We start from the raw sequence: 11,829 nt of genomic DNA, 5'->3' as shown, positions 1-11,829 counted from the left end.
GTTTTTTATTTTGTTCCATTTATTAGGATGTTTGTGAGCAGTAAAATCCTGATTGGTGAGGGCTAATAATCAATAGAAGTTAAAGAAAGTCCCCCTCTGATTAAAGTTGCACTTTATTAGGAGGTGAAGTTAATAACATTTGTTTATAATCATTTGTAATGAGAGGGAATATACATGAAATGTATATTTTATACACTAATCTATACATTAATTAACCTAGAAAAACCGTTTTAATAGAATTTGTATTTTAATTTTATTTTAATTGTTGCATAAAAATAAAATTACTGCTACAATACAAACATCGAATAAAAATTCTATAAAACTTTTAAATATACATTATTAGGGGGAGAAATATGAAGAAGTTATTATCAATTTCATTTGCACTTATTTTAATAATAAGTATGTTTAGTGCTTGTAGTAAGGGAGAAACAAAGGAATCGAATACGAAGAAAGATAAGAAAGTACTCGTTATGGGTACTTCAGCAGACTATAAACCTTATGAATATGTGGAAGCTTCAAAGAGTGATGAAATTATCGGTTTTGATGTTGATATTGCAAAGTATATTGGGAAAGAACTTGGTTATGAAGTGAAAGTGAAAGATATGGATTTTGGAGGATTATTAGCATCGCTTAGCTCGGGGAAAGTTGACTTTGTTATGGCTGGTATGACACCAACTCCAGAACGTAAGGGAAATGCGGATTTTACAGATATTTATTTTGTTGCTAAAAACATGATTGTTTCGAAAAAGGATTCAGGTATTAAGTCATTACAAGATTTGGAAGGTAAAAAAGTAGGGGTACAAACAGGTTCTATTCAAGAAGAAAAAGCGAATGAATTTAACAAGCAAGTGAACTTCCAGGCGGAGGGGCGTGACCGTATACCAGAAATCGTACAAGAAATTCAGGCTGGACGTTTTGATGCTGCTATTTTAGAAGATACAGTTGCTAAAAATTATTTAGAAAAAATCAAAGGTTTACAAGGAATTGAAATTCAGGAAGCTCCAGAAGAAGTAGGAGCAGCAATTGCCCTTCCGAAAAATAGTGACAAAACAGCAGAATTTAATAAAGTGATTAAGAAGATGCAAGAAAATGGTGAAATGGACAAATTAGTGAAGAAATGGTTTGGCAGCAAAAAATAAGCTGCCTTTCTCTTTTCTGTGAGAGGAATGACAAAAGATGAACTTAGATTTTTCGGCAATTACTCCGTCGATACCATATATATTAAAGGGACTAGAAGTTACACTGAAAATTGTAGCAGTATCTGCTTTAGTTGGTTTTATACTTGGAACGTTATTAGCACTTTGTAAAATTGCTAGAGTAAGAGTGTTAAATATCGCTGCTGATTTATATACATCGATATTTCGTGGTACACCACTTGTCTTGCAATTAATGATTATTTATTTCGGTGTTCCGCAAATGATTGGATATGATATACCAGCATTTTTAGCAGCAGTACTTGCATTTAGTTTAAATTCGGGTGCATATATGTCAGAGGTAATTCGTGCAGGAATTCAGGCTGTTGATAAAGGACAGACAGAAGCTGCGATGGCTCTCGGTGTTCCATATAGAAAAATGATGAAAAATATTATTTTACCACAAGCATTAAAAAATATATTACCAGCGCTTGTGAACGAATTTGCAACACTTACGAAAGAGTCGGCAGTAGTGACAGTAATTGGTGCGACTGATTTAATGCGCCGTGCATATATTGTAGGCGGTGAAACGTTTAAATATCTTGAACCGTTACTATTTGTCGGACTTGTTTACTATATTCTAGTAATTATTCTTACATTAGTCGGGAAAGCAATTGAAGGGAGAATGAAGAAAAGTGATTAAAATTGAAAACCTTCATAAATCATTTGGACAAAATGAAGTACTAAAAGGAATTACGACAACAATCGAAAAGGGCGAAATTGTTGCGATTGTTGGACCGTCTGGGTCAGGAAAATCAACATTTTTACGTTGTATGAACGTACTAGAAACACCTACAAATGGTCACATTTGGATTGGGAATAAAGAAGTGACCAATCCAAAAACAAATATTATGAGTGTTCGTGAAAATGTTGGAATGGTGTTTCAACATTTTCACTTATTCCCTCATATGACAGTATTAGAAAATATTATGTACGCACCAGTAAATGTAAAAGGTGTGGCAAAACCAGAAGCAGAGAAAAAGGCGAAGGAACTTCTTGAAAAGGTAGGATTGCTCGATAAAAAGGATGCATATCCAAACCGTCTTTCAGGTGGACAAAAGCAGCGTGTAGCTATTGCTAGAGCATTGGCAATGGAACCGGAAGTTATGCTTTTTGATGAACCAACATCGGCACTAGATCCTGAAATGGTAAAAGAAGTATTAGAAGTAATGAAATCTTTAGTGACTACAGGAATGACAATGGCAATTGTGACACATGAGATGGGATTTGCAAAAGAAGTAGCTGATCGTGTGCTCTTTTTAGATGGTGGAAAGCTTGTTGAAGATACAAGTCCAGAACAGTTTTTTACAGAACCAAAAAGCAAACGCGCACAAGAATTTTTACAAAAAATATTGTAACATGTAAAAGTTACGTGAATAATAAGGAGAAAAGGATGACAGCTTGTCATCCTTTTTTTATACTTACTGTAAATACGTTTATACATATAGGAGCAATGATATGTTTAGAATTGGATATCGTACAGTGAAAACAGCAGTTGGAACAGGTGCGGCAGTTTTTATTGCGCAGCTATTCGGTTTGGAATTTTATAGTTCTGCGGGCATTTTGGTTATTTTGTGTGTGCAAAATACGAAACGAAAATCACTCCAAGCATCTTTGCATCGGTTTTTAGCTTGCTTATTATCGATGGTATTCTCGTTTTGTATTTTTGAAACAATTGGTTATACACCACTTGCTATTAGTTTGTTACTTCTTACTTTTATCCCAACAGCTGTTATGCTTAAAATTCAAGAAGGAATTGTTACAAGTTCAGTTATTGTCATGCATTTGTATTCATTAAAACATATCACATGGTTAGCGATTGGAAATGAAATTGCAATTTTAACAATTGGAATTAGTGTGGCTTTATTGGTAAATATATATATGCCAAGTGCAGAAAAAAAATTAAAAAGGTATCAGGAAAAAGTAGAATGGAATTTTAAAACGATTTTATTTGAGATGGCTGTATATTTACGAAATCGAGATAGTACATGGGCTGGAAAAGAATTAATTGAAACAGAGGACATTTTAAAGCAAGCAAAAGAGTTATCCTTCAAAAAACTTGAAAATCAATTTATGCGAGAAGATGATTATTATTATCGGTATTTTGATATGCGTATGCAACAATTTGAAATTTTAGAGCGGATTATGCCGCTTGCAGCTTCCTTATCGTGGTCATATGAGCAATCAGATATGATTGCGGAAGTGATTGGAAACGTGGGGAATTCTATTCGTCCTGAAAGCACAGGTCTTATTTCACTTAGACAATTACAAGAAATGCGAGAGATTTTTAGAGAAATGCCACTTCCTAAGACACGTGAAGAATTTGAAATGCGTGCGAAGCTTGTTCAACTTGTTTATGAAATGGAGCAATATTTACTTATTAAAAGTAGGTTTAAAGGGAAGGATAATGTGAAAGAACTTATATAAATCCAAATTAAAAAGCCAACATCAAACCATTCTTTTTAGGTAGGCAAGAGCATCCGGCCATGCATAGAAGCGGTCAGTGCCCTTTTTCGCCCCATGCCGTGTGAAAATAAAAGAGAAAATAAGTGGAGAGTAGTTTTTGTTTTCATAGCCGCAGCTAATATGTCGAAAAATCAAAATGGATTTATATATATAGGGAAGGAATGAATCATGTCGTATTTTCTGTCCTTACTATTATGTTTTTCTCTTTCACCGATATGGCCTCTTGGAGATAATCCGCGTGCTGGAGATCCATTTATTATTGTAAATAAGCAGACGAACAAGCTTGCTTATATTGATGATGGTAAAATACAAAAGGTCTTTCCTGTAGCGACGGGAAAAACAAACGAGTTAACGCCAGAGGGAAGTTTTGATATTGTAATGAAGGCAAAAAATCCTTATTATATTGCGAAGGATATCCCTGGTGGTTCACCAAAAAATCCACTTGGCTCTAGGTGGATGGGGTTTAATGCACGAGATACTGACGGGAGTAAATATGGTATTCACGGTACAAATCAGCCAAGCTCAATTGGAAAATATATTTCACAAGGATGCATTAGAATGAAAAAAAATGATGTGGAATATTTATTTGATCGCATTCCAATTGGAACAAAGGTATGGATTGTAAAATCGAAAAGAACATTTCAGCAGCTTGCAAAAGAAAAAGGAGCTCTGGTTTACGAAAAGGTCAACCGAACAAGTTGGCTTTTTCTTTCCACGAACTTGTCTTGACATGTGTACATATCCATGTATTAATGAGGATATACGAAGATTATTGGAAAAGGAGTTGCTCGTATGTATTTGAATCCAAGGCTTTCTTATATGCAGTTTTTTATTGGCTTTCTATTCATTGTGACTTTCATATTGGCAACTTTTAATGTATGTTCTTTTCTGGTGTCAATTGTGTTCATGGCACTTTTAAATGTAACTTTTGTTATAGGAGCGTTTCAGCAAAAACATTATACCAGCTTTGTTATGGCCCTTGTTATGGCTTTTTCATTTAGTATTGTAGCGCTTGTACTAATAATAAAATAAAATATAAATCATTTATTAAAATGATTGTGATTGAACAGGCTGTTTATTTTCTATCCAGGAGAATAAACAGCCTGTTTGTGCTAAAAAAGGACGACATTATATATCGTCCTCCTTACCAAAACATACTTGCTCCAGTGAGTAATGTTGTTACAAGCATTGAAATTAGCATAACGTATATCATAACTTTTTGTGCTTTCTTATTCATGTTAAACCTCCTTACAATCATTCCAACTCTCCCTCGCTATTTGCGGACAGTAACACTCCCACTTTAAAATTCAGCAAAAGCAAAGAAGTTAGGTGGGAGATGAACTGTCCGTAAAAGCCCAATTGGTGAGGATTAATAATTATTGGGGGAATGGAGACTCCCCAATAATTAAAGTTTCACTTTATTGTATCGAGAAATGGAAATATGGACAAGGGTATAGAGAAGACAAAATTCGAGAAGTGTATCTAAAATATAACAGGAAAATTTGAAATACACAGAGAATATAAACAGCATAGGACACAGTTTTTTCGGTGCCTTTTAAAAAAGTTTTGCAAGCTGAAGAATGGAGATACGATAATGAAAATATATGAAACAGAACGTTTGCAATTAAGAGAAATCGATGAGTCGTATGCAGAGCAAGTTCTTCAATATTACGACAAAAATCGTGAGTTTTTAAAGGCGTGGGAAGAATATCGACCAGATGATTTTTTTACATTGGATTATCAAAGAAAACGGTTGCAAAAAGATGAGAAAGAATTTGTAGAAGGGAAAATTATTCGATTATGGATTTTTAAAAAAGGTGATGATACGAATATTATCGGTTGTATTTCTTTCAATTTAATTGTGCGTGGAATTTATCAGTCCTGTGTTCTTGGTTATAAACTAGATAAAGATGAATTAAACAAAGGTTATACGACAGAAGCGCTTAGAAAAGCAATTGAAGTGGCTTTTCAAGAATTCCAATTACATCGTATAGAAGCCCCGATTATGCCCCGTAACTTAGCATCTATTCAAGTTGTAACGAAGATTGGCTTTCAATATGAAGGGGTGTCCCGGAAGATGTTAATGGTAAATGGGGTTTGGGAAGATCATATGCGGTGGGTCCTTTTAAATGAGTAGAAGAAAGCAGATGGTTATCTAGATGTGTGAACCATCTGTTTTTTTAGCTTGTCTTTCGAAACTTTTGCGAAATTCTGTTATAATTAACGATGTTACATACTTAATGCAATGCAGGAGGCGCATTCTCATGATTAATCAAGAACGTTTAGTAAATGAATTTATGGAACTTGTGCAAGTAGATTCTGAAACAAAATATGAAGCAGAAATTTGCAAAGTGTTAACAGAGAAATTTACTGCTTTAGGTGTTGAAGTATTTGAAGATGACACGATGGGTGTAACTGGACATGGTGCAGGTAACTTAATTTGTACTTTGCCAGCGACGAAAGAAGGAGTAGATACAATTTACTTCACTTCTCATATGGATACAGTAGTTCCTGGTAAAGGAATTAAGCCTTCTATTAAAGATGGTTATATTGTATCAGATGGTACTACAATTTTAGGGTCAGACGATAAAGCTGGATTAGCATCCATGTTTGAAGCAATCCGCGTTTTAAAAGAAGAAAATATTCCTCATGGAAAAATCGAGTTTATTATTACAGTTGGTGAAGAATCAGGTCTTGTTGGGGCGAAAGCATTAGATCGTGAACGTATTACAGCAAAATATGGCTATGCATTAGATAGCAATGGAAAAGTGGGCGAAATCGTAGTTGCAGCGCCAACGCAAGCAAAAGTAAATGCGATTATTCGCGGGAAAACAGCTCACGCCGGTGTAGCACCTGAAAAAGGTGTATCTGCAATTACAATCGCAGCAAAAGCAATTGCAAAAATGCCACTTGGTCGTATTGATTCTGAAACAACTGCAAATATCGGTCGTTTCGAAGGTGGCACACAAACAAACATCGTTTGTGACCATGTGCAAATTTTCGCAGAAGCTCGCTCTTTAGTAGATGAAAAAATGCAAGAGCAAGTTGCAAAAATGAAAGAAGTATTTGAAACAACTGCAAAAGAAATGGGCGGTCAAGCAGATGTTGAAGTAAAAGTTATGTACCCAGGATTTAAATTTGCTGATGGCGATCATGTTGTAGAAGTTGCAAAACGTGCTGCTGAAAAGATTGGTCGTACACCTTCTCTTCACCAAAGTGGTGGCGGAAGTGACGCAAACGTAATTGCAGGGCATGGTATTCCAACAGTAAACTTAGCAGTTGGTTATGAAGAGATTCATACAACAAACGAGAAAATTCCTGTTGAAGAATTAGTAAAAACAGCTGAACTAGTTGTTGCAATTATTGAAGAAATAGCGAAATAATTGTAAGCATACGAAAAAAATGGCGTGTAAACCATCATAGGTTTACACGCCATTTTCATTTGGATTCGATTGCTTTTACAAGGCGAATGAGCCAATATAAAAAAATCCAGGGGAGTATATACGTTGTTGCAACACGTACTAAGTGAGGTAGCAGTGCGAAGGTATTCACATTAATATTAAAAATCGGCAGTAGTAAATAATTAATAGCAATAATTAATATAATAACGAGGAACGTGTAATTGAGTTTACTATGGTTTTTCATACCACCCTCTCCTTTTACATAATTATCCATTTATGATTTCAGTATATCAAAAAATAGTCGGAAAGAACGTGTTTTTGTGATTGAAAAGCTCCACTGTTTTTGAGGAATTTGATATAATAAATTCAGGAACAAACGTTCTTTTTTGGGGGTGAGAAACATGAGAGAAATGTATCCAAAAAACGGTCGTGTCATTCTACATGTTGATATGAATTGTTTTTTCGCGTCAGTTGAAATTGCCCATGATCCATCATTAAAAGGAAAACCATTAGCGGTTGCAGGGAATGAAAAAGAACGAAAAGGGGTTATTGTAACATGTAGTTATGAAGCAAGGGAATACGGAGTACGTACAACAATGCTCCTTTGGGAAGCGAAGCGGTTATGTCCAGAGTTAGTTGTGAAGCACCCGAATTTTAAATTATATCGCGAGGCGTCATTTGAGATGTTTCAAATTCTTTCACGCTTTACTGAAAAGATTCAGCCAGTTTCTATAGATGAAGGTTACTTAGATATAACAGATTGTTATGGATTAGGTTCACCTCTTGAGATTGCTAAGATGATTCAACAAGCATTATTAACAGAATTAGAGTTGCCATGTAGCATTGGAATAGCCCCAAATCTTTTTCTAGCGAAGACTGCGTCAGATATGAAAAAGCCGCTTGGTATTACTGTGTTTCGGAAACGAGATATTCAGGAATTACTTTGGCCACGTCCTGTTGAAGCAATGCATGGAATTGGTGAGAAAACAGCAGAAAAGCTAAAAGAAATCCATATACATACAATTGAACAGTTGGCAAAGGGAGAAGCGCATGTGATTCGTGCAAAAATAGGAAAGCACGGCGTTGATTTACAAAAACGGGCAAAAGGTATGGATGATAGAGAAGTCGATCCAAATCAAATGGGACAACATAAAAGTATCGGAAATTCAACAACATTTTCGAAGGATATGGATGAAGAGAAGGAATTGCTTGATATGTTAGAGCGCTTATCGAAATCAGTTAGCAAAAGGCTACAAAAACGGACTCTTGTCAGCTATAACATTCAAATTATGATGAAATACTATGATCGGCGTACAGTAACGCGGAGTAAACAATTAAAAAATGCAATTTGGGAAGAATGTGATATTTTTCAAGCTGCTTCACGTTTATGGAAGCAACATTGGGATGGCGATCCGATTCGATTGCTTGGTGTCACAGCTACGGAATTAGAATGGAAAACAGAATCAATTAAACAACTGGATTTATTTTCATTTGAAGAAGATGCGAAAGAAGAGCCACTATTAGCTGTAATTGACCAGATTAATGATAAATATGGAACTCCTGTTTTACAAAGAGGGAGTCAGTTATTTCGAAAGCAGGAGAAATCTTTTCGGCAGAAATTGGAAAATAAATTTATGTAAAAAAGTGTCATGGTAATTTAGTACTCATGACACTTTTTATATTTAACTCGCTTCTAAATCTAATGAAGTTTTCCATCCTGTAGTCGTTACTCCAGATTCCAAAAGCATTTGATTTACTACTTTCTCGATTAAGGCTACTTGATTTGTTACCGAGAATTAGGAAATACTCTTCGAACGGTTTCGGTAAATTCTTCAAATAACCCTGTTACTGGTTTGCCTTGGTTAATTTTGTCCGCATAGTCTCTCATTCGATCTACAAAATCAGGATTTGAAGATACAAATACATGACGAATATCTGGGTCGGTAGCTCTAACTTGATCTGCAACTTTCTTTTCTAATTGTTTTGTGATTTGTCCTTTTACATTTTCACGTAAAACAACTGCAACATAGGCATTTCTATTTGTGACGATTACATTTGCCTTGTCTATTTCTTCTAGTTCAACGATTCGATCTGCCGCTTTATTTGCTATATGCAGTCGTGTTTCATTGTTCGTGACACCGTTCGTATTATTTTTTACTCTTTGAAGGTTAGTGTTGTTTCCTTCGTATGTAACATTTCGTACGCCATTGTTTTCGCGATTATCCAATGCTTTCTCCTTTTGCTTTCCTGCACATCCAAGCAATGAAATAATTGCCAAAAAAATGATTGAAAACATCTTTAATTTTTTCAATGATATCTCTCCTTTACAATACTATGTTTTTAAAATGACCAGTTGGCCATTTATTATTCATAGTAAAAAGCGGATGATATTTTGTATATTTTATAAAAACAAAAAAAGCATCGATTTTCGATGCTTTTTTATTTTTATCCCGCTATTTGCGGGCAGTAAGACCCCCATCTCAAATTTCAGTGAAAGCAAAGAAGTTAGATTGGGGATCAACTGTCCGTAAAAGCCCGGTTGGTGAGGGCTAATAATCAGTGGGGGATGAAGCGACACTGATTAAAGTTTCACTTTATAGATTATGAGATGGAAGGATTTTCATAAATCACAATCTCTGAATTGTTTGTTGTTGAAATACGTTGTGCATAATATGTGATAGATGAAGAAATGTATTCAGGTAACGTTCGATTTGTATGCGATGTGGTGTATTCATGAATTAACTCTTTTAAAGTCGTCCATTCTAGTGGTGCTGGGTGATCAGACACGAAAGAACTTACCCAGCGATCAAATGAAGATGAAAAATCAGTTTGTAAACGAAATACTTCTTTCATAGTTAAACGCTCCCTTTATTTGTAATACAATTATTTTACTATAAAACACGAACGATTGCTATTTTTTTATCGTTAACGTTCGTTTAATATAGTTGTCTAGATGAGTAGTTCATAGAAATTCATTTGCCATTTGAAATAACATTCCGTAAGATGAAAGATAGATTCTATAAAGAGCTGGAGGAAAGAAAGTGGAATTTGTATTTTTAGGAACTGGTGCAGGCGTCCCTTCAAAAGGGAGAAATGTTTCGGCAATCGCTTTGCAGTTGTTAGAAGAACGAGGTGAAACGTGGTTATTTGACTGTGGTGAAGCAACACAACATCAAATTTTACATACATCAGTGCGTCCACGTCGCATTGAAAAAATATTTATTACACATTTGCATGGAGATCATATTTTTGGGTTACCTGGTTTATTAGGAAGTCGTTCCTTTCAAGGAGGAACAACTCCATTAACAGTATACGGACCAAAAGGGATTAAGCAATTCATTGAAGTCGCATTATCGGTGAGTACAACACATGTTAAATATCCACTTGAAATTGTAGAAATTACTGAGGAGGGTATTGTTTTTGAAGACAAGCAATTTCATGTAGAAACGAAGAGGTTGTCACATGGAATTGAATGTTTTGGATACCGAATCGTTGAGAAAGACATACAAGGACATCTCCTTGTTGAGAAGCTGCTAGAAGCTGGCGTAAAGCCAGGGCCAATCTTTAAACGTTTAAAAGACGGTGAAGTAGTTGAATTAGAGGATGGAAGGGTTTTACACGGAAAAGACTTTATTGGTCCACCTCAAAAAGGAAGAATCATTACGATTTTAGGGGATACACGTTATTGTGAAGCAAGTAAAATCCTTGCGCAAGATGCAGATATACTTGTACATGAAGCGACATTTGCAGCAGCAGATGAAATCCAGGCACATGATTATTTTCACTCAACAACAGAACAGGCGGCAAGTATTGCATTGCAAGCGAATGTGAAACGGTTAATATTGACTCACATTAGTTCGCGTTATCAAGCGGATACATATAAGGAATTGTTACAAGAAGCTCAGTTGTTGTTTGCAAATACAGAAATAGCTATGGATTTGAAATGTTTTCCAGTAGAACGATAACATTTTACAAACAATGGCAACATAAGTTTGCCATTGTTTTATTTTTTATAAAAAATTTTTTCTCTACAAGATAGTTGAAACTGTTATCATTTGATATCTATATGAACTAATACAGGGATTTTAAGATTTTTAGATGAATATGAGAAAAACACATAACATCGGTCATTTTGAAAAACTGTTATATAGATAGTTTGTCTTATTGTTACTACAAGAGAAGTAAAAAAAAATTAATTCTGAAACTTTGAAATTCAACAAAAGTAAGCGTTTCATAAAAAACAAGCTATAATGAGGGCAAATTACAATTCGTCGGGAGTTACAGCGTGCATTTTAGCCATTTTTCGTAACGAAACGAAATTGACTAAAAGAGAGAGGGCATCATGGAGATTATTAAGGGAACCGTATTATTATTATTTGTACTCAGTCTTTTTTCACTCTTTAGTTTCTTGGAGAATCAGCAGGTAGTCTAGGCGGAGTAGCTGGTGCAACTCTTGTTGCGTTAGCAATGGGGGTATCACCTGTTTATGCTATGCTTGTAGGGGCTTCTGTGTTAAAATTTGGATTGCTACCAGGATTTATTGCTGGTGCGATTGCCGGACTTATGGTTATGTATGGTTTTAATGATCCGATGAAAGTAACGCTATGTTTCTTATGTATTATGGTGTCTGGTATTATTGCAGGATATATTGGCTCACTTCTATTCAAAAACTATCCAATTCGTACAGCGGAGCAAATTCGTGGTACGGGAGGAAAGGCAACAGAATCGGCAGCTTAATAGAATAGTAGTAGCAATTTTTTATAAAAGAT

Annotated in this window: 15 protein-coding genes and 1 pseudogene; 11 read left to right on the top strand and 5 right to left on the bottom strand. The window is 35.2% G+C overall.

The window, feature by feature from the left end:
• Positions 1-353: 353 nt before the first annotated feature.
• The 6 genes from BPMYX0001_RS17660 to BPMYX0001_RS17635 all read left to right on the top strand — a co-directional run bounded on the left by BPMYX0001_RS17660 (position 354) and on the right by BPMYX0001_RS17635 (position 4,691).
• On the top strand, positions 354-1,139 hold the full coding sequence (locus BPMYX0001_RS17660; RefSeq protein ID WP_003200151.1) for a transporter substrate-binding domain-containing protein: 786 nt from the start codon (positions 354-356) through the stop codon (positions 1,137-1,139).
• 37 nt (positions 1,140-1,176) lie between these two features.
• Positions 1,177-1,836, top strand: a complete 660-nt coding sequence (locus tag BPMYX0001_RS17655) for an amino acid ABC transporter permease (RefSeq protein ID WP_003200153.1) — start codon at positions 1,177-1,179, stop codon at positions 1,834-1,836.
• A complete protein-coding gene (locus BPMYX0001_RS17650; protein ID WP_033799093.1) occupies positions 1,829-2,551 on the top strand; it encodes an amino acid ABC transporter ATP-binding protein in 723 nt (240 codons plus the stop codon). Before BPMYX0001_RS17655 ends, BPMYX0001_RS17650 begins: the two co-directional genes overlap by 8 nt.
• Before the next feature lie 100 nt (positions 2,552-2,651).
• On the top strand, positions 2,652-3,620 hold the full coding sequence (locus BPMYX0001_RS17645) for an aromatic acid exporter family protein (RefSeq protein ID WP_006095922.1): 969 nt from the start codon (positions 2,652-2,654) through the stop codon (positions 3,618-3,620).
• A gap of 207 nt (positions 3,621-3,827) precedes the next feature.
• Entirely contained in the window at positions 3,828-4,388 is a 561-nt protein-coding gene (locus BPMYX0001_RS17640; protein WP_006095921.1) for a L,D-transpeptidase, read from the top strand.
• A 63-nt stretch (positions 4,389-4,451) separates the two neighbouring features.
• Positions 4,452-4,691, top strand: a complete 240-nt coding sequence (locus BPMYX0001_RS17635; RefSeq protein ID WP_016116232.1) for a DUF3894 domain-containing protein — start codon at positions 4,452-4,454, stop codon at positions 4,689-4,691.
• A gap of 112 nt (positions 4,692-4,803) precedes the next feature.
• Here the strand turns inward: BPMYX0001_RS17635 and prli42 are convergent, their stop codons facing one another.
• The gene (prli42, locus tag BPMYX0001_RS31110; protein ID WP_018780796.1) at positions 4,804-4,896 is read right to left on the bottom strand and encodes a stressosome-associated protein Prli42; all 93 of its coding nucleotides are present in this window, start codon (positions 4,894-4,896) and stop codon (positions 4,804-4,806) included.
• 357 nt (positions 4,897-5,253) lie between these two features.
• On the opposite strand from prli42, the gene BPMYX0001_RS17630 reads away from it, so the two are divergent.
• Together BPMYX0001_RS17630 and BPMYX0001_RS17625 are read left to right on the top strand one after the other, a co-directional pair.
• Positions 5,254-5,796: a GNAT family N-acetyltransferase gene (locus BPMYX0001_RS17630; RefSeq protein WP_003200165.1), complete on the top strand. Its 543-nt coding sequence runs from the start codon at positions 5,254-5,256 to the stop codon at positions 5,794-5,796.
• A gap of 127 nt (positions 5,797-5,923) precedes the next feature.
• Positions 5,924-7,042: a tripeptidase T gene (locus BPMYX0001_RS17625; RefSeq protein WP_003200167.1), complete on the top strand. Its 1,119-nt coding sequence runs from the start codon at positions 5,924-5,926 to the stop codon at positions 7,040-7,042.
• A 55-nt stretch (positions 7,043-7,097) separates the two neighbouring features.
• Here the strand turns inward: BPMYX0001_RS17625 and BPMYX0001_RS17620 are convergent, their stop codons facing one another.
• On the bottom strand, positions 7,098-7,304 hold the full coding sequence (locus tag BPMYX0001_RS17620; protein WP_029426860.1) for a hypothetical protein: 207 nt from the start codon (positions 7,302-7,304) through the stop codon (positions 7,098-7,100).
• A 157-nt stretch (positions 7,305-7,461) separates the two neighbouring features.
• On the opposite strand from BPMYX0001_RS17620, the gene BPMYX0001_RS17615 reads away from it, so the two are divergent.
• Positions 7,462-8,700 carry a DNA polymerase IV gene (locus tag BPMYX0001_RS17615; protein ID WP_018780800.1) on the top strand — a complete coding sequence of 413 codons (1,239 nt, stop codon included), beginning with the start codon at positions 7,462-7,464 and terminating at the stop codon, positions 8,698-8,700.
• A 42-nt stretch (positions 8,701-8,742) separates the two neighbouring features.
• On the opposite strand, the pseudogene BPMYX0001_RS31105 reads toward BPMYX0001_RS17615, so the two are convergent.
• From BPMYX0001_RS31105 to BPMYX0001_RS17605, 3 genes and pseudogenes are all read right to left on the bottom strand, one after another.
• Positions 8,743-8,847, bottom strand: a pseudogene (locus BPMYX0001_RS31105) (MgtC/SapB family protein); the annotation flags it as partial.
• On the bottom strand, positions 8,847-9,371 hold the full coding sequence (locus BPMYX0001_RS17610) for a YhcN/YlaJ family sporulation lipoprotein (RefSeq protein ID WP_018766132.1): 525 nt from the start codon (positions 9,369-9,371) through the stop codon (positions 8,847-8,849). The gene BPMYX0001_RS17610 and the pseudogene BPMYX0001_RS31105, both read right to left, overlap by 1 nt.
• A gap of 290 nt (positions 9,372-9,661) precedes the next feature.
• Positions 9,662-9,913: a DUF3932 family protein gene (locus tag BPMYX0001_RS17605; RefSeq protein WP_003200148.1), complete on the bottom strand. Its 252-nt coding sequence runs from the start codon at positions 9,911-9,913 to the stop codon at positions 9,662-9,664.
• 188 nt (positions 9,914-10,101) lie between these two features.
• On the opposite strand from BPMYX0001_RS17605, the gene rnz reads away from it, so the two are divergent.
• Both rnz and BPMYX0001_RS29920 read left to right on the top strand, forming a co-directional pair.
• Positions 10,102-11,025 carry a ribonuclease Z gene (gene rnz, locus BPMYX0001_RS17600; RefSeq protein ID WP_006095918.1) on the top strand — a complete coding sequence of 308 codons (924 nt, stop codon included), beginning with the start codon at positions 10,102-10,104 and terminating at the stop codon, positions 11,023-11,025.
• Positions 11,026-11,569: 544 nt separating this feature from the next.
• Entirely contained in the window at positions 11,570-11,797 is a 228-nt protein-coding gene (locus tag BPMYX0001_RS29920) for a hypothetical protein (RefSeq protein ID WP_240522731.1), read from the top strand.
• The last annotated feature ends 32 nt before the right edge of the window (positions 11,798-11,829 follow it).

Origin of the sequence: Bacillus pseudomycoides DSM 12442 (genome assembly GCF_000161455.1) — a bacterium.
Classification (GTDB): Bacteria; Bacillota; Bacilli; order Bacillales; family Bacillaceae_G; genus Bacillus_A; species Bacillus_A pseudomycoides.
Note: the sequence above shows the minus strand (reverse complement) of the source record. Positions and strands in the feature narration are given on the sequence as shown.

Bases quoted from the DNA above. Each gene is read 5' to 3' on its own strand.
- BPMYX0001_RS17630 (WP_003200165.1), top strand. From the start codon at position 5,254: ATGAAAATATATGAAACAGAACGTTTGCAATTAAGAGAAATCGATGAG.
- prli42 (WP_018780796.1), bottom strand. From the start codon at position 4,896: ATGAATAAGAAAGCACAAAAAGTTATGATATACGTTATGCTAATTTCA.
- BPMYX0001_RS17620 (WP_029426860.1), bottom strand. From the start codon at position 7,304: ATGAAAAACCATAGTAAACTCAATTACACGTTCCTCGTTATTATATTA.
- BPMYX0001_RS17645 (WP_006095922.1), top strand. From the start codon at position 2,652: ATGTTTAGAATTGGATATCGTACAGTGAAAACAGCAGTTGGAACAGGT.
- BPMYX0001_RS17605 (WP_003200148.1), bottom strand. From the start codon at position 9,913: ATGAAAGAAGTATTTCGTTTACAAACTGATTTTTCATCTTCATTTGAT.
- BPMYX0001_RS17615 (WP_018780800.1), top strand. From the start codon at position 7,462: ATGAGAGAAATGTATCCAAAAAACGGTCGTGTCATTCTACATGTTGAT.
- BPMYX0001_RS17640 (WP_006095921.1), top strand. From the start codon at position 3,828: ATGTCGTATTTTCTGTCCTTACTATTATGTTTTTCTCTTTCACCGATA.
- BPMYX0001_RS17635 (WP_016116232.1), top strand. From the start codon at position 4,452: ATGTATTTGAATCCAAGGCTTTCTTATATGCAGTTTTTTATTGGCTTT.
- BPMYX0001_RS17655 (WP_003200153.1), top strand. From the start codon at position 1,177: ATGAACTTAGATTTTTCGGCAATTACTCCGTCGATACCATATATATTA.
- BPMYX0001_RS17625 (WP_003200167.1), top strand. From the start codon at position 5,924: ATGATTAATCAAGAACGTTTAGTAAATGAATTTATGGAACTTGTGCAA.
- BPMYX0001_RS17660 (WP_003200151.1), top strand. From the start codon at position 354: ATGAAGAAGTTATTATCAATTTCATTTGCACTTATTTTAATAATAAGT.